Annotated in this window: 13 protein-coding genes; 5 read left to right on the forward strand and 8 right to left on the reverse strand. The window is 61.0% G+C overall.

The window, feature by feature from the left end; genetic code table 11:
* Nucleotides 1-134 precede the first annotated feature (134 nt).
* Together CKW21_RS23010 and CKW21_RS23015 are read left to right on the forward strand one after the other, a co-directional pair.
* Complete coding sequence (locus tag CKW21_RS23010; protein ID WP_095196194.1) at nt 135-1,352, forward strand: fumarylacetoacetate hydrolase family protein; 1,218 nt, start codon at nt 135-137, stop codon at nt 1,350-1,352.
* Between the two features lie 55 nt (nt 1,353-1,407).
* Nucleotides 1,408-2,724, forward strand: a complete 1,317-nt coding sequence (locus tag CKW21_RS23015; RefSeq protein WP_095196195.1) for an MFS transporter — start codon at nt 1,408-1,410, stop codon at nt 2,722-2,724.
* Between the two features lie 129 nt (nt 2,725-2,853).
* Here CKW21_RS23015 and CKW21_RS23020 read toward each other — a convergent pair whose 3' ends face one another.
* The 4 genes from CKW21_RS23020 to CKW21_RS23035 all read right to left on the reverse strand — a co-directional run bounded on the left by CKW21_RS23020 (nt 2,854) and on the right by CKW21_RS23035 (nt 8,607).
* A complete protein-coding gene (locus tag CKW21_RS23020) occupies nt 2,854-4,410 on the reverse strand; it encodes an amino acid permease (RefSeq protein ID WP_095196196.1) in 1,557 nt (518 codons plus the stop codon).
* Nucleotides 4,411-4,671: 261 nt separating this feature from the next.
* A complete protein-coding gene (locus CKW21_RS23025; RefSeq protein ID WP_095196197.1) occupies nt 4,672-5,832 on the reverse strand; it encodes an iron-containing alcohol dehydrogenase in 1,161 nt (386 codons plus the stop codon).
* Entirely contained in the window at nt 5,829-7,226 is a 1,398-nt protein-coding gene (locus CKW21_RS23030) for an aldehyde dehydrogenase family protein (RefSeq protein ID WP_095196198.1), read from the reverse strand. The genes CKW21_RS23025 and CKW21_RS23030 overlap by 4 nt, the downstream gene beginning before the upstream one ends.
* Nucleotides 7,227-7,233: 7 nt before the next feature.
* Nucleotides 7,234-8,607 carry a glutamine synthetase family protein gene (locus tag CKW21_RS23035; RefSeq protein WP_095196199.1) on the reverse strand — a complete coding sequence of 458 codons (1,374 nt, stop codon included), beginning with the start codon at nt 8,605-8,607 and terminating at the stop codon, nt 7,234-7,236.
* A gap of 234 nt (nt 8,608-8,841) precedes the next feature.
* Between CKW21_RS23035 and CKW21_RS23040 the strand changes: the two genes are divergently transcribed.
* Nucleotides 8,842-9,165: a carboxymuconolactone decarboxylase family protein gene (locus CKW21_RS23040; protein ID WP_095196200.1), complete on the forward strand. Its 324-nt coding sequence runs from the start codon at nt 8,842-8,844 to the stop codon at nt 9,163-9,165.
* 6 nt (nt 9,166-9,171) lie between these two features.
* Here the strand turns inward: CKW21_RS23040 and CKW21_RS23045 are convergent, their stop codons facing one another.
* From CKW21_RS23045 to CKW21_RS23055, 3 genes are read right to left on the reverse strand one after another with little or no spacing between them, the layout of a single operon-like run.
* On the reverse strand, nt 9,172-9,675 hold the full coding sequence (locus CKW21_RS23045; RefSeq protein ID WP_095196201.1) for an HIT domain-containing protein: 504 nt from the start codon (nt 9,673-9,675) through the stop codon (nt 9,172-9,174).
* Complete coding sequence (locus tag CKW21_RS23050) at nt 9,666-10,790, reverse strand: sensor histidine kinase (RefSeq protein ID WP_256590323.1); 1,125 nt, start codon at nt 10,788-10,790, stop codon at nt 9,666-9,668. The genes CKW21_RS23045 and CKW21_RS23050 overlap by 10 nt, the downstream gene beginning before the upstream one ends.
* A gap of 40 nt (nt 10,791-10,830) precedes the next feature.
* Nucleotides 10,831-11,649, reverse strand: coding sequence for an alpha/beta fold hydrolase (locus CKW21_RS23055; RefSeq protein WP_256590325.1), 819 nt, complete (start codon nt 11,647-11,649; stop codon nt 10,831-10,833).
* 448 nt (nt 11,650-12,097) lie between these two features.
* On the opposite strand from CKW21_RS23055, the gene CKW21_RS23060 reads away from it, so the two are divergent.
* Both CKW21_RS23060 and CKW21_RS23065 read left to right on the forward strand, forming a co-directional pair.
* Nucleotides 12,098-12,958 (forward strand): hypothetical protein, encoded by an 861-nt coding sequence (locus CKW21_RS23060; RefSeq protein ID WP_095196203.1) that lies wholly within the window; start codon nt 12,098-12,100, stop codon nt 12,956-12,958.
* A 305-nt stretch (nt 12,959-13,263) separates the two neighbouring features.
* Nucleotides 13,264-14,565 (forward strand): Nramp family divalent metal transporter, encoded by a 1,302-nt coding sequence (locus tag CKW21_RS23065; protein WP_095196204.1) that lies wholly within the window; start codon nt 13,264-13,266, stop codon nt 14,563-14,565.
* Nucleotides 14,566-14,613: 48 nt separating this feature from the next.
* On the opposite strand, the gene CKW21_RS23070 is transcribed toward CKW21_RS23065, so the two are convergent.
* A complete protein-coding gene (locus CKW21_RS23070) occupies nt 14,614-16,020 on the reverse strand; it encodes an aldehyde dehydrogenase family protein (RefSeq protein ID WP_095196205.1) in 1,407 nt (468 codons plus the stop codon).
* Nucleotides 16,021-16,260 lie beyond the last annotated feature (240 nt).

Consider the following 16,260-nt stretch of genomic DNA (forward strand, 5'->3'; position numbering starts at 1 on the left):
CGCGATGGAGGTCAACGATAACGCTGGCGTCCTGATTAGACGCGGCGCCCTCAAGTCCATCGCGATCAAGCTCGCTCCTACAGGTCGCGAGCGCGAGTACCGACATGACATACAACGACAACAAGAGTGCAGACATGACCAACGAATCGAAAACCCGGGCACCCCTGCAACTGAGCAAAAATGCCGCCGTTTTCAACACCGGCAGTTGGGTCGGACGCGTCTGGCTGCCCGGCCAGGGGCCCGCCGTGGTACTGGTCAAAGACGGTGCCGCGTACGATATCAGCGCCCATGTGGCGACCGTCTCGGCCTTGCTTGAAGTGGCTGACCCGGTGGCGTACTTGCGTGCCTTGCCCTTGGCCGAGGCCTTGATCGAATTGCCCGCGCTGCTGGACAACAGCGACCCGAGCCGGCGCGACGAGAACCTGCCATGGTTGCTCGCGCCGATCGACCTGCAGGCGGTCAAGGCCGCTGGCGTGACCTTCGCTGCCAGTTTGCTGGAGCGTGTGGTGGAAGAGCAGGCCAAGGGTGATCCGGCCAAGGCCGACGCGATCCGCGACACCCTGGCCAGCCGCATCGGTGCCGACCTGTCGCAAATCGTCCCGGGCTCGGCCCAGGCCGAAGCCTTGCGCAAGGTCCTGGTAGAGCAGGGCCTGTGGTCGCAGTATCTGGAAGTGGGCATCGGCCCGGACGCTGAAATCTTCACCAAGGCCCAGCCGCTGTCGGCGGTCGGTCACGGTGCCGACATCGGCATTCATCCCAAGTCGAGCTGGAACAACCCGGAGCCGGAAGTGGTGCTGGCGGTGTCGAGCAACGGCACTATTCAAGGCGCCATGCTCGGCAACGACGTCAACCTGCGTGACTTCGAAGGGCGCAGTGCCTTGCTGCTGTCCAAGGCCAAGGACAACAACGCCTCCACTTCGCTGGGGCCGTTGCTGCGCTTGTTCGACGAGACCTTCAGCCTGGATGACGTGCGTAGCGCGCAAGTGGATCTGCGTGTCGAAGGCCAGGACGGTTTCATCCTCGAAGGCCGCAGTTCGATGAGCCAGATCAGCCGCGACCCGGCTGACCTGGTCCAGCAGACGCTCAATGAAAACCATCAATATCCCGACGGCCTGGTGCTGTTTCTCGGTACCCTGTTCGCCCCCAAGCAGGATCGCGACCAGCCGGGCAGCGGTTTCACCCACAAATTGGGCGATGTGGTGGCGATCAGCAACCCGCAGCTGGGTACCTTGTGCAACCGTGTGACCACCAGCGACCAGGCGCCGCAATGGGACTTCGGCCTGCGCTCGCTGCTCGACAGCCTGAGCCGGCGCGGTCTGCTCGAAGCGGCGGTGACGGCGCGCCAACCCTGATTTTTGTTTCTCCCGGCATTGAAACCGCTGCAATAACAATAATAAAGGCCACCAGATGAACAAACTGAAGAAGTATCAAAGCATCACCGTTGTCTTCCTGCTATTGATCGGCATCGTCAATTACCTGGACCGTAGTGCGCTGTCGATCGCCAATACTTCGATTCAGAAGGACATGATGATCAGCCCTTCGCAGATGGGCATTCTGTTGTCGGCGTTCTCCATTGCCTACGCCTTTGCGCAGTTGCCGATGGGCCTGATCATCGACCGCCTGGGCAGCAAGATCGCCCTGGGTGCCTCGTTGATGGCCTGGTCGGTGGCGCAGTCGGCGTTCGGCATGGTCAACAGCTTCGCCGGCTTCATGGGCCTGCGCGTGCTGCTGGGGATTGGCGAGGCGCCGATGTTCCCCTCGGCGGCCAAGGCCCTGTCCGAATGGTTCGATGCCAACGAGCGCGGTACGCCGACCGGCATCGTCTGGTCGTCGACCTGTCTGGGCCCATGCCTGGCGCCGCCCTTGCTGACCCTGTTCATGGTCAACTTCGGCTGGCGTGGCATGTTCATCATCACCGGTGTGATCGGCATCGTCCTGGCCCTGTGCTGGTTGACCTTCTACAAGAGCAAGGCGCAGTACCTGGCCGAACTCGCGGCTGAAGGCAAACCCTTGCCGACCGAAAAGACAGCGCACGTGCAAGCGGCCGATCCGCAGGCACCGAAGGTGTCGTACTTCGCCGGCTGGCTCGACCTGTTCAAGCACCGCAGCACCTGGGGTGCGGTCCTGGGCTTCATGGGCGTGATCTACATGCTGTGGCTGCACCTGACCTGGCTGCCCGGTTACTTCGAGCGCGAGCACGGCATGAACCTGTACAAGACCGCATGGCTGGTGTCGCTGGCCTATGGCTTCGGCGCGGTGGGCACCATTGTCGCCGGGCGCTTCTGCGACATGCTGGTACGCCGTGGCATGAGCATCCTGGCCAGCCGCAAGTTCGGCGTGATCACCGGCCTGGTGCTGGCGGCGCTGTTCACCTTGCCGCTGTCGTATGTCAGCGGCCTGACCGGTTGCATCATCCTGCTGTGCCTGGCGCTGTTCAGCATCAACATGGCCAGCGCCACGGCCTGGATGATCGTCAACACCATCGTCGACAGCCGCCGGGTCGCCTCGTTCGGATCGATCCAGAACTTCGGCGGCTACATCGCCGGCTCCGTCGCACCGATCGTCACCGGCTTCAGCATCCAGTACTCGGGTTCGTTCAACACCGCGTTCATGATCAGTGCGGTGGTGGCGCTGTGCTCGGCCCTGGCGTACTTCCTGCTGCTCAACGCGCCGATCGGCAGTGCCGAGCCTGCGCCTGAGCACATCGTTGGCGTGACTGAGTAAGGGATGTACAAACACCTGTAGGAGCGAGCTCTGCTCGCGATGGACGTCAACGATAACGCGTGCAGTCTGAATGAATGCGTTGTCCAGCGTTTTTCGCGAGCAAGCTTCGCTCCTACAGGCGCAATCGCCTCAAGAGCGCTTCTCCAAAGCCGCCTCGGCCGCTGCAATATCGGCCTGGCGCTTGACAATCATGTCCCCCACCGGCGGCCCCTGGAAGCGCCGGGCCTCAAACCCGAACCAGACAATCGCCGTCAACACCAGGAAGCCGATGGTGATGTACAACGCCCAATCGTTCGGTGGCTGAATGCCGATCACGAAGATGATCACCATCGACAACACCGAGAGCAGGGCAAACACCGTGTACCAGAAGCGCCCCATGTTCCAGGGGCCCATGGTCGGCCATTTCGAGGTGCCGTAGGCAAACAGGCCCAGCACGATGGGAATGACGAACGAGAAGAACAGGAAGATCACCGTGCAGGACACCACGATGGTGTAGACCGGCGTTTCACCGATCGATATCACGGACGATCCCCACACAAACAATACCGCCAGCGTGGCGCCGGTCCAGATGGCCGCCACCGGGCTGCGAAAGGTCGGCGAAACCGAGGCCAGTGCCTTGGAACACGGCAGGCCGCCATCGCGGGAAAACGCGAAGATCATGCGTGAAACCGAGGTCACGGTGGCCAGGCCGCAGAGCACCTGCGAGACGAAAATCGCCACGAACAACGCGTCTTTGAGCAACGGGTTCACCTGGGTGTTCATGGCCCAGAAAAACACGCTCCAGCCTTGCTTGGCCGCTTCGTCCATGCTCGGCAGCATCAGCACGAAGGCGCTGAGCATGACCCAGCCGAACAGCAGCGACCAGACCACCGACATGACCATCCCGCGTGGCACCGACATGGCGGCATTGCGGGTTTCCTCGGACGTATGCGCGGAGGCGTCGTAGCCGGTGATGGTGTAGATCGGCAACAGCAGGCCGAGCATGAAGATCCAGCCGTTGGAGACCTGGGGCCAGACGCTGCCGCCGGCCTCGCCGGAATAGTTGCCGAAGGTCACCAGCCGGGAGAACTCGTAACTGGGGGCCGAAATCAGGCAGACCACGGTCAGCGCCAGTGCCGTGGCGAAGATCAGATAGCCGGAGAAGTCGGTGAGTTTCGCGGTCAGGCCGATCCCCAAGTGGTTACAAAGGGCCTGGAGACCGGTGAGGATCGCCAGGAAAATCACCCGTGTCGTGGTGGTGTCTTCCATGCCCAGCGTCGGCCCGAAGGCACCGAAAAAGAAGTAATAGGTGCCGACGTTGATCGCACCGAGCACTGTCACCAGCCCCAGCAGGTTGAACCAGGCCGTGAGCCAGCCGGTGAACCGGTTGCCGAGGATCGAGCCCCAGTGATACAGCCCGCCGGCGGTGGGGTAGGCCGAGGAGATCTGCGCCATGGCCAGGGCGAACACCCCGGATATCAGGCAGCCGATCGGCCAGCCGATGCCGATCGAGGCACCGCCCGCGCCGGAGGTGCCCTGGGCGAGTGAGTTGATGCCGCCGGAGAGGATGCAGATGATCGAAAAGGAAATCGCGAAGTTGGAAAAAACGCCCATTCGTCGCGAGAGCTGCTGGGCATAGCCCATGCTGTGCAGCACCTTGACGTCCTCGTCGTGCGCGTCGGTGCCGGGCTGGCTTGCTGGGTTCATCGTTGTGTGCCCCTTCAGGTTTTGATACGCATCCATCCGGGACGCCCGGACGGCCTGGCCTTCAACCCCTTGTCGTACTGCTCCTGTTTCCAACCGGTGAAACTTGCCCGGACTAATCCTGATGCCAGTCCATTAGCCCGGGCACATACTTGTGGCGAGGGGATTTATCCCCGTTGGACTGCGCAGCAGTCCCATTTTTTTGGGGTCGCTTCGCAACCCAACGGGGATAAATCCCCTCGCCACAATGTAATCATCGCGGTTCTACAAGCGGCCGTGATACGCCGCTTCGAATATTTCCGCCACGCCGGCCCGGGTCAGCGGCAGCGGGTTGCCACCGGCGGACGGGTCGACAATCGCCATGTCGGCGATCAGGTCTGCCTGCTTGTCATCCACCCCCAGTTCAAACAGCGTATGCGGCACGGCGATGTCCTTGCGCAATTTGAGGACGAAGGCCAGGAAGCTGTCGAAGCCCGGGGAGGGCAGATGCAAGTAAGCCGCCAGGCGCGTGATGCGTTCCTCGATGGCCGGGCGATTGAATTTCAGGACATAGGGCATCAGGGTGGCGTTGGTCATGCCGTGGTGGGTGTCGTACAGCGCGCCGATCGGATGCGCCAGGGCGTGCATGCCGCCCAGGCCTTTCTGGAAAGCGGTGGCGCCCATCGCCGCGGCGGCGAGCATCTGCCCGCGCGCATCGAGGTCGGACGGGGTGTGCACCGCGCGCACCAGTGCATTGGCTACCAGGCGCATGCCCTCGACCGCGATGCCATCGGCCATGGGATGAAACCCGGGAGCACAGTACGATTCCAGGCAGTGCGATAACGCATCCATGCCGGTTCCGGCAGTGACTTTTGCCGGCATGCCGACGGTCAGGGCCGGATCGCTGATGACCACCCGTGGCATCATTTTCGGGTGGAAGATGATGCGTTTGGTGTGGGTGCGATCGTCGATGATCACCGCCGCGCGGCCCACTTCGGAGCCGGTGCCGGCAGTGGTCGGCACCGCGATGACCGGGGCGATGCGGCTTTCATCGGCACGGGTCCAGTAGTCGCCGATGTCCTCGAAATCCCACACCGGCCGGGTCTGTCCGCTCATGAACGCAATGAGCTTGCCCATGTCCAGGCCACTGCCGCCGCCAAAGGCCACCACACCGTCATGGTTGCCCGCGCGCCAGGCCTCGAGCCCGCCGGCCAGGTTGGCTTCGACCGGGTTGGGTTTGAGGTCGCAAAACAGCGCTGCGCCCAGCCCCGCGTTGCGCAAGGCATCCAGCGCCGCGGTGGTGATCGGTGCGCGCGCCAGGCCACTGTCGGTCACCAGCAGCGGTCGCTGGATACCCTGGTTGCGACAGACCTCGGCCAGTTCGCTGATGCGGCCGACACCGAAGCGAATGCTCGTGGGGTAGTTCCAGTTTCCCGTCAGGCTCATGGCTCAATCTCGTGGCGCAAATGGAAGGATTTGGCTCGGGTCAGGTGTTCGTAACCCAGACGCGACAGCGTCACGCCGCGCCCGCTGTTCTTCACGCCGGTCCAGGCCAGGGCCGGGTCGAGGTAATCGCAGCGATTCATGAACACGGTGCCGGTCTCGATCTCGTTGCCCAGGCGTTCGGCGGCGGCGAGATCCCGGGTCCAGATCGAGGCGCTGAGCCCGAACTCACTGTCGTTCATCAAGGCGATGGCTTCCTCATCGCTGGTCACCGGCATGATGCCGACCACCGGGCCGAAGCTTTCATCGCGCATGACCGACATTTGATGGGTCACGTCGACCAACACTTGTGGTGCGAGGTAGGCGCTGCCCGGTACATCAGCGGCAAAGTCTTGTGGACCGATCAGTGCCTTGGCGCCCTGGCTCAGTGCGGCGGCGATCTGGTCACGGACAAAATCAGCAGCCTGCGGACTCACCAGCGGACCGAGGGTGGTGGCTTCGTCCAGCGGGTTGCCCAACACGTACTGGCGGGTGAGGGCGGCGAAACGCTCGACAAACGCCGGGTAGAGGCCTTGATCGACATAGATGCGCTCCACCGCGCAGCAGCTCTGCCCGGAGTTGAAGAAGCTGCCGTCCACCAGGTTTTCCACCGCGTGCTCGAGGTTGGCGTCGGCGCGAACGTAAGCCGGATCCTTGCCGCCGAGTTCCAGGCCCATGCCGAGAAAGCGTCCGGTGGCAGCGCTTTCCATGGTTCTGCCGCCGCCCACCGAACCGGTGAAATTCACCTGCTGTACGCGCGCAGAAGCAATGATTCTGCCCGTCTGCTCATGGTCGAGTACCAGGTTCTGAAACAGCCCTTCAGGCAGATGGGCGCGGCGAAAGGCCTCGGCGAAACGTTCGCCCACCAGCAGCGTTTGCGAAGCGTGCTTGAGGATGACGCTGTTGCCGGCCATCAGCGCCGGAATGATCGTGTTGACGGCGGTCAGATAGGGGTAGTTCCACGGGGCGATCACCAGCACCGTGCCCAGCGGTTCGCGTTTGATATGCCGGCGAAAACCGTAGATGGGCGCCGGTTCGACGGCGGCCAATGCCTCAGGCGCAATGGCGATCATGTGCCGCGCACGTTCGTCAAAACCACGCAGTTCACCGGTGCCATAGCGCACCGGGCGGCCCATCTGCCAAGCCAGTTCCGGGGCTATTTCATCCTTCATGGCCAGCATCGCGTCCGCTGCGGCATTGCAAAAAGCCGCGCGTTCGCCCAGTGGTCGGCGTTTCCATTGCGCCTGGGCGGTTGCGGCCGCCTCAAGTGCCTTGTCGAGCTGGGCCGCATCGGCACAAGGGCGTTCGGCGTAGACCCGGCCATCGACCGGAGAAATGAGTTGAATCGTCGAGGTCATGGTGCTCTCAGTAGCGCTCGAAGCCGCGCTGCAGTTCCCAATCGGTGATCCGCCGGTCGTACTCTTTCTGTTCCCACTCGGCGGTGTGCACGTAGTGGTCGATGACTTCATCACCGAACGCCTCGCGCAACATGCTTGAACCCTTGAGCGCGGCGCAGGCATCACGCAGGGTCTTGGACACTTCGGGCAAGTGCTCGTCGACGTAGGCATCGCCCTCGTAAGGCGGGTCGAGGCTGAGCTTTTCGTCGATCCCCGCCAGCCCCGCGGCGATCAGCGCGGCGAAGGCCAGATAGGGGTTGAGGTCGGCGCCGCCAATGCGGCATTCAATGCGGATCGACTTGCTTTCTTCGGCGCACAAACGGAAGCCGGCGGTGCGGTTGTCGCGGCTCCACACCGCGCGGGTCGGGGCGAAGGTGCCGGCCTGGAAGCGCTTGTAGGAGTTGATATAGGGCGCGAGAAAACAGGTGATGTCGTTGGCGTACTTGAGCTGTCCGGCCACCCAGGAACGCATCAGTTTCGACATGCCGAACTCGGCCTTGGCGTCGAAAAACAGCGGCTTTTTTGCGTTTTTGTCCCACAGCGAATTGTGGATATGGCTGCTGGAACCGGCGGCGTCGTATCGCCACTTGGCCATGAAGGTGATCGCCTTGCCTTGCAGTTGCGCGATCTCCTTGCAGGCATGCTTGATGATGACGTGGTGGTCGGCCATGGTCATGGCATCGGCGTAGCGGATGTTGATCTCTTCCTGGCCCGGCCCCCATTCGCCCTTGGAGTTCTCCACCGGGATGCCGCTGGCCTGCAGATGCTTGCGGATCGCCCGCAGCACCGGCTCTTCGCGGGTGGTCTGCAGGATGTTGTAGTCCTCGATGTAGTGACCGGCGGTTTTCGGCTTGTGGTAATTGCGCTTGTGAATGGCCTCGTAACTCTCGTCGAACAGGTAGAACTCCAGTTCCGAGGCGAACATGCCGGTGTAGCCACGTTCACGCAGGCGCTCGACCTGTTTTTTCAGGATCGCCCTCGGACTGTGGGGCAAGTCCCGGCGATGGTGATGGTCGAGTACATCGCACAGCACCAGGGCCGTGCACTCAAGCCAGGGCACCTTGCGCAAGGTGCGCATGTCGGGTTTGAGGACAAAGTCGCCGTAGCCCTTGCTCCAGCTGGCGGCGGCGTAGCCCGGCACCGGCTCCATGTCGATGTCGTCGGCCAACAGGTAGTTGCAGCAGTGGGTTTCTTCATGGCCGCTGTCGATGAAAAACTCGACCTGGAATCGCTTGCCGACCAATCGCCCCTGCATGTCGACCATGCACACCAGGACTGTATCGATTTCGCCGGAAGCGGCGGCACGCTTGAGTTCGTCAAAACTGAGGAAAGGCTCGGGCATCACGGCAAGTCCTGCGCAATTTGTGTGGGCCTGTCTGAAATAGCTGTTGCAGACGCTCTCCAGAAACCACCCAAAACCTGCAGATGCGAGCATCGTGAGCAATAAGCTGCACTAAGCTTAGCCTACTGTCGCTTTTCGCAAGTTTTCGCGCATCGAGGCCTTGCGGGTCGGGCAGAACGGGACCGGGAAAGTGCCCACGGGCGCCGGCCGGTGCAGGCTTGCGGAGGAACGAAAATGGCGAAGAAAAGAGCGTACAAAACCTACGGAAACCTCAAAGGTCAGTACCCGAATTATCTGGACGCGGTGGAGGCCCTGGGGACGGCGGTACGTCATGCCGGGCCCTTGAAAGAAAAGATGGTCCAGTTGATCCAGCTCGGCGCCGCGGCGGCCATCCGCTCCGAAGGCGCCGTGCACAGCCATACCCGACGGGCACTGGAGGCCGGTGCCACGCCGGAGCAGATCCGTCACGCACTGATTTCGCTGACCAGCACCATCGGTTTCCCGACGGTGGTAGCGGCGATCAGTTGGGCGGACGATGTGATGGGGGAGGGGCTGTAACGACCTTCAGCAGGTGATTCGATTCTCCTGCCTGAACGCCACCCGCAATTGCTCGATAATCTGCTCGATCGAAGGCCCCTGAATGCTGGGTGGCTCCGGGCTCTCGCCAAATTCGCGCCAGATGAACAGGGTCAATTCCGCGCCATCGGTCAAGGTATGAGCGTCGACACCCGCGCCGAAGTTCTTCAGCACCCGGTACCGCTCATCCTGGCAGAACAGATCCTCGACCCAGTGATACACCGGGATGAAGTGGAAATGGATGGGGAAGCGTGGGTCATGGCCGAATCGGCTGATGTAGAGCCACTTCGGTTGCAGCTCCGATTGCATGGTTTTCTGGACTCGGGCGAGCAGAGTCCCCATCTCGCCCAGTGCGTTGTCGGGAAGGTCGGACAATGAACGGACAGGGTGCCTCGTCCCCAGCACCAGATAGCCCGGGAGCTTGGACGACATGTGATGATTGAGTATCCAGTGAGTGGTTTCATGGATGATGAAGCGTGGTGCTATGTCCATCGTTGGGTGTCCGTTGTCGAAGCGGGTAGGGAGAATGAGAAAGTCGCGCCGCCGTTTGGCTGACTGTCTGCCCAGATGCGTCCACCATGCAACTCTATTATTGAGCGGCAGATGGATAAACCGATTCCCATACCCTCTTCTTTGGTCGTGAAAAACGCATCAAACAGCAACGCAAGGTGTTTTTGGTCAATCCCTGGGCCGTTATCGTGCACCTCCACCACCGCAAGACTCTCTTTCGCATGAATGCGCACGTGCAGCTCCCTGGGCAAATCCTTGTGGCCAATCATGGCCTGCAGGCTGTTCATGATCAGGTTGATCACCACCTGCTGGAGCTGGATTCGATCGCCCGACACCTTGGGCGAACAGCTTTCGACCTTGCGCGACAATTGCACCTGATGGCTCTGGATTTCCCGGTCAAGCAGGGCAAGTGAGTCTGCTACTACCGATTCTAGATCCAGTTCTTCGTAGTGCGAATCGCTTTTGCGGGTAAGGTCGCGAATTCGCCTGATGACCTCGCTCGCCCGACGTGCATTGCTGGCTGCCCGGTGAATGGCGGCACGGGCTTCATCGAGGTCGGGTAACGGGCGATCGAGCCAGCGGTGGGCCGCTTCGGCACTGGAGGTGATCGCGGCCAGCGGCTGATTCACCTCGTGGGCGATGGAGGCTGCCATCTCGCCCAGGGTGGTATTTCGGCTGATGTGCGCCAGTTCGATTTGCGCGCGATGCAACTGCGCTTCGACATCATGTGTATGGGCTAACAAGCTCAATTGTTCCTGTAATTCATCACTGGTACGCCGGTTCTTCAAGGCCAGCCAGGTCGCCATGCCGATCGCCGTCAAGCTGACCAGGCAACGCGCCAGGGCGGTGCTGAATGGATGATCGAGGTGGGACAGGAAGAAGCCCGCCAGTGTCAGCGCACCGCAAGTCAGGGCAACCCGGCGCAAACCGCCAATGGAGCATGAGCCCATGGCGATCATGATGACCAGGACGTACAGGACCGCCACCGCGATATCCAGTTCTGTGAGGGTGTCGACGACGAAAATCGCGAGCGTGGTTGCCCACAGTCCCAGGCACTTGGCTCTGGAACGCAAGGCGCCGGACATGACGTTCACCATGATCCGGTACCTGCGATTGGGTCGCGTCGCGATAACAAGGTCAACCCTTGATGAACGCCAGAAGGTCGCGGTTAATGACCTCGGCATGGGTGGTGCACATGCCGTGGGGCAGGCCGGGATAGGTTTTCAGCGTGCCATGCTTGAGCAGCTTGATCGACAAGTGTGCCGAGTCGGCGATCGGTACGATCTGGTCGTCTTCGCCGTGCAGTACCAGGGTCGGCACATCGATGTTCTTCAGGTTATCGGTGAAGTCGGTTTCCGAGAAGGCTTTGATGCAGTCGTACTGCGCCTTGATCCCACCGTTCATGCCCTGGCGCCACCAGTTGTCGATGACGGCTTCGGAGACATGGGCGTTGGTGCGATTGAAGCCATAGAACGGCCCGGTGGGAAAATCCCGGTAAAACTGTGCGCGATTGTCGGCCACGGCTTTTCGCAAACCGTCGAAGACTTCCAGAGGCAGGCCTCCCGGATTGTTCGTGGTGCGCAGCATGATCGGCGGCACGGCCCCGATCAGCACCGCTTTGGCTACGCGACCCCGGCCATGTTTGGCTACATAGCGGGCCACTTCACCGCCACCGGTGGAGTGGCCGACATGCACGGCATTCCTGATGTCGAGGTACGCCATCAGCTCGGCGACGTCGGCGGCGTAAGTGTCCATTTCGTTGCCGCTGGCGGTTTGGGTCGAGCGACCGTGACCACGGCGATCATGGGCGATGACGCGGAAGCCCTGGCTGAGGAAAAACAGCATTTGCGTATCCCAGTCGTCGCTGGACAGCGGCCAGCCATGGTGGAATACGATCGGTTGTCCGCTGCCCCAGTCCTTGTAGAAAATTCGCGTGCCGTCCTTGACTGTGATCATGCCCGAGCCTTTGCCCTTGCCGCTGGTCTTGCCAACCGCAGGCGTGGCCGCGGGTGACTGCTGTGCTGCCAGCGCCGGGACCGTCACGGCCAGTGCCGCGGCTACCATGGCACCGCTGGTCATCAAGGCGCGACGGGTGGTTCCGCTTGTCTCATCAGTCATTTTTTCAATACTCATGTGCGTGCTGTGGTTAGCGCTTGGCGCGGTCCAGGGCACTCAGTCCGGCGACGGCACCGATTCCCTTGTCGTGGGGAATTTATGGACAAAGACGCGCGCTGACCACCAGACATGGGTGTCTGCCATTAACGCTTTGGTATAGACGCGATACACAGATCCCCTGTGAGAGCGAGCACGCTCGCTCTCACAGACGATGGTTTATTTACAGGACCAACGGCAGTAGATTAGGCAGCGGTTTGCCGACCCCCCAGCCTCACAACAAGGAAGAATCATGAACGTCAACTCATCCTCGTCCTCATCCAGCGCCTTGATCGCCGCCTATTCCTCTGCCGCCAACACCAGGGGTGCCGATGGCAGGGGCAATGTCGCCGACAGCGATCAGCCGACGGACAAAACGCAGAATGAGGATTCGGTGAGTTTGTCCGGCACGGCCACCGATTACAGTGATTCGATCGCCAGCAACGCGCCGTATTTTCCGGTGCGGCCGGGGATGAACGCCGACGCGCTTATTCTGGGTGTCGCCAAACCCGGGGCGATTTCCAGTTCCAGGGACAAGACCTTTGCCGACGTTGCCATCGATGCCCGCAAGCGCATGGATGAAAAATACGCGCTGATGAAGGACAGCGGTAAGCCGTACGACAACAGCATTCAGGATCGCAATGCGCTGATGGGCGATCTGGATCGACGTTCGCTGTACGCCGTCGCCACCAACGAAGGCGGCACGTTCACCAAGGAAGAGCAGACCGCGGCGCAAGACCTGATGCGCCAGCAGGCGCAACTGGCCACCGGTTACTACGTCGGGCCGGAGGATCAAAAGAAGAATTGGCGAGATCCGTTCGCCAACGACCCGGTCGGTCGCGCCAAGGCGGCCCTGAACTTCCTGGACAACATGAGTCCCGAAGAGAAATCAACGCCGCAATGGTTGTCCCAGCGCGCGACCATCCAGACCGCACTGGACCAGGCCACCGCCGCCGACCCGGTAGAACTGGCGAAGAAAAAACAACTGTACTTCCCGATCCTGGCCGAGATTCTGCAGAACGGCACCAATTGGTTCGACAAGAAAGAGTCGGACGAAAACAAGTCCAGTGAGTTGCTGAACAGGCTTCAGGCGGTGGTTCAATCCGAACGATAACGCATTAAATACCTGTAGGAGCGAGCTCTGCTCGCGATGGTCGTCAACGATAACGCGTGCTGCCTGAATGACCGCGTTGTCCGGACGTTTTTCGCGAGCAGGGCTCGCTCCCACAGGTATGCAACACGCCGGTCAGTCAGGGAAGGAGGGGGGACCCGGGCCGGCGATCCTCACGATGCCAAGATTACCGACCCCAGACCTTGAAACATTTTTAAATACTTCAACATATTTTTAGTTGTACGACGTCGTATCAATTATGGTCGACTGCGCCGGTTCTCAAAAATACAATAATGGAGATACCGTCTATGACCAGCGTCCCATCCGCTGTTCCCCAATCTGCGGCACCCACCCAAAGCCGTCTCGCCCGAACACTCAAGCTGCTTGGCCCGGGCATCATTGCCGTACTGTCCTGGCTGGGTGCAGGTGACCTGATCACGTCCTCGGTAGCCGGAGCCAATTACGGCTACGCGATGATGTGGGTGCTGGCAGTCTCTCTGCTCTTGAGATATTTGATCGTCAACATCATTGCGCGCTTCCAGCTGTGCAATAACCAGGGCATGACGATCCTGCAAGGCTATGCCCAGCTCCATCCGGTTTTTGCCTGGTTCATGCTCGGTTATGCCTTGCTGATGGGGCACTTGATGAACGCCTACATGATCAAGGGGGCGGGCGAGTCCCTGGCCATGTTGCTGAAGGTCGACTATCCGCTGCTTTGTTCCGTGGCGGTGGTGCTGGCGGTCTGGTTGCTGGTCGGTCGCAATATCTATTCGATGATCGAAGGCGTCATGAAGGTGTTGCTGGCGATCATGACCCTGGCGTTCATTGCCCTGGCCGTGATGTCCGGTCCCGATGTCGCCGGCATCGTCAAAGGCACCATCGGTTTCAGCATTCCGCCCGATGAAGGTGTGCATGGTGCACTGCTGGTCGCGGTGTCGGTCATCGGCGCGGTTGCCGGTTCGATCGCCAACTTTGTTCACCCCTACGTCATGCGTCAAAAGGGTTGGGTCGGGCCTGAACACAAGCGTATTCAGCGTAACGACCTGCTGTTTGCGGTGTTTGTCGGGATCGTCATCAACCTGGCCATCTGGATCGTTGGCGCGGAGATCCTGCGACCGAACGGCATTGAAGTCAAAACCCTGGGCGACCTGGGCAAAGCGCTGGAAATCTTCTTTGGCCCGATCGGTTGGTACGTCTTTTTCATCGGCGTATTCGCGACCCTGTTCGCCAGTATTTCGGGCAAGACCACAGCTTTCCCGATGCTCATTACCGATGCGTTGCAACACGTCAGCCCCAAGCGCCGCGAACGTTACGGCAAAGAGTTCCACCATGACCCGATGCACAAGTGGTTCATGCTGTTCATTCTGGTGACCCCGCTGATCTGGTCGCTCCCGGGCATGCCGGATTTCGTGACGCTGACCATCGGTGTGAGTGCACTGAACATCATCGGCTTGCCGGTCATCTCCCTGGGCTTGCTGATCATGTCCAACCAGAAGTCATTGCTCGGCAAGCAATACCGCAACAACCTGTTTGAGAACATCGCACTGCTTTTCGCCACGGGCCTGGCGCTGTGGGTCGCGTTCCAATTGGGCGTCGATCTGTTCGCCTGACATCCGGCTGCTAGTTCAACCACCGCGGTGTTCGATCACCGCGGTGCTTCAACCCCGCACAGCCCGAGAGCGCCAGACCATCATCTTCTCGACCTGCATGTCCTTCATGGTGTGCGCAATCCCGCCCACGCCATGCCCGGACAGACTCGCCCCGGCGAACGGCATCCAGTCGACGCGGAACGTGGTGCTTTCGTTGACCATCACCGCCGTGGCGTTCAGGTCCTGGTAGCACTGCATGGCGGTGTCCAGGTCTTGTGTGAATACCGCGGCCTGGAAGGCATAGGGCAGGGCATTGGCCAACTGGATCGCCTCTGCCAGTTCATCGTAGGCGTATACCGCCACCACCGGGCCAAACACTTCCTTTTGCATCACGCTCGAATTGATGGACGGATTCAGCAGCACGGTAGGCGCATAGCAGTTGTTGCCCAATGTGCGACCGCCCGAGATGAGGCGGGCGCCACTGGCGACAGCTTCATTGACCCACTGGCCCACGCGGTTCATTTCCCGTTCAGTGATCAATGGACCGACATCGGTATACGGATCGGTCGGATCACCGACCACCATGGCGTCGCCCAGCTGGCCCAGACGCTCGGCGACCTGCTCGGCGATGCTGCTGTGGCAGAACACCCGTTGCACACTCACACAGACTTGGCCGGCATGGAAGAAACCACCGCGGGCGATGCGTGGCAGTGCGTCTTCAAGATCGGCATCAGCCGCCAACACCACCGGCGCCGCACCGCCGTGCTCCAGCGCGCAGCGGGTGCCCGGTGCCAGGGTTGAGCGCAACATCCAGCCCACCGCCGCCGAGCCGATGAAACTGAAGAAGCCCACCCGTGGATCGGACACCAGTTTGCCGGTAATGGCATTGTCGGTCGGCAGCACCCTCTGCGCCCAACCCTGGGGCAGACCCGCCTCGATCAGGATATCGACCAGCGTCTGGCAACTGAGCGGGGTGTTGGTTGCCGGCTTGACGATCACCGGTGCGCCGACGGCGATGGCCGGTATCACCTGGTGCACGATCAGGTTGAACGGATGGTTGAACGCGGAGACGGCCACGACCACGCCGATCGGCTCGAATTGGGTGAACGCCACGCGGTTCGCCGAAGCGGCATTCAGGCCCATGGGGATCACATGGCCGCCCTCGGAGCGCAACACCTCGATGCTGTTGAGGATGCCATCGATGCCGCGTTCGACTTCGGCGATCGAGTCTTTCAGCGGCTTGCCGCCTTCGCTGGCCGCTTGAGTGGCAATCTTGATTTTGCGTTCGCCGATCAACTCGGCCGCACGGTGCAGGATTTCAATGCGACGCGGCTTGGACAACCACTGGCTGCGATCGCGGAAGAGGCCGTGGGCGACACTCAACGCCTGCTCGACATCGGCCTCGGTGGAAATCGCCACATGACCGATCACCGCACCGTTATAAGGCGCGTGCACAGCCGGGGTTTGTTCAGACATGGGACTTACCTCGAATCTTACATTGACGGATTGCCGTTTCAGCGAGCCTTGGAACGTCAAAAGATCGCAGCTTGCGGCAAGGCCTACAGGATCGGGTTTGCATACGCAAAGTGTAGATACCGTCTTGTCCCTCATCGGGCAAGCGCAAAATTCGGGTCAAATGGCTGGCCCGATTTAAGAACGGCGTAGACAAAATGTAGGAGCTTGCGCATTGCTGCACAGATGATCTGTTTGGGGGCC

Origin of the sequence: Pseudomonas sp. Irchel 3A7, assembly GCF_900187565.1 — a bacterium.
In the GTDB taxonomy this organism is placed as follows: Bacteria; Pseudomonadota; Gammaproteobacteria; order Pseudomonadales; family Pseudomonadaceae; genus Aquipseudomonas.

Coding starts and splice junctions, on each gene's coding strand:
- CKW21_RS23010 (WP_095196194.1), top strand. CDS start 135: ATGACCAACGAATCGAAAACCCGGGCACCCCTGCAACTGAGCAAAAAT.
- CKW21_RS23015 (WP_095196195.1), top strand. CDS start 1,408: ATGAACAAACTGAAGAAGTATCAAAGCATCACCGTTGTCTTCCTGCTA.
- CKW21_RS23020 (WP_095196196.1), bottom strand. CDS start 4,410: ATGAACCCAGCAAGCCAGCCCGGCACCGACGCGCACGACGAGGACGTC.
- CKW21_RS23025 (WP_095196197.1), bottom strand. CDS start 5,832: ATGAGCCTGACGGGAAACTGGAACTACCCCACGAGCATTCGCTTCGGT.
- CKW21_RS23030 (WP_095196198.1), bottom strand. CDS start 7,226: ATGACCTCGACGATTCAACTCATTTCTCCGGTCGATGGCCGGGTCTAC.
- CKW21_RS23035 (WP_095196199.1), bottom strand. CDS start 8,607: ATGCCCGAGCCTTTCCTCAGTTTTGACGAACTCAAGCGTGCCGCCGCT.
- CKW21_RS23040 (WP_095196200.1), top strand. CDS start 8,842: ATGGCGAAGAAAAGAGCGTACAAAACCTACGGAAACCTCAAAGGTCAG.
- CKW21_RS23045 (WP_095196201.1), bottom strand. CDS start 9,675: ATGGACATAGCACCACGCTTCATCATCCATGAAACCACTCACTGGATA.
- CKW21_RS23050 (WP_256590323.1), bottom strand. CDS start 10,790: ATGGTGAACGTCATGTCCGGCGCCTTGCGTTCCAGAGCCAAGTGCCTG.
- CKW21_RS23055 (WP_256590325.1), bottom strand. CDS start 11,649: ATGATCACAGTCAAGGACGGCACGCGAATTTTCTACAAGGACTGGGGC.
- CKW21_RS23060 (WP_095196203.1), top strand. CDS start 12,098: ATGAACGTCAACTCATCCTCGTCCTCATCCAGCGCCTTGATCGCCGCC.
- CKW21_RS23065 (WP_095196204.1), top strand. CDS start 13,264: ATGACCAGCGTCCCATCCGCTGTTCCCCAATCTGCGGCACCCACCCAA.
- CKW21_RS23070 (WP_095196205.1), bottom strand. CDS start 16,020: ATGTCTGAACAAACCCCGGCTGTGCACGCGCCTTATAACGGTGCGGTG.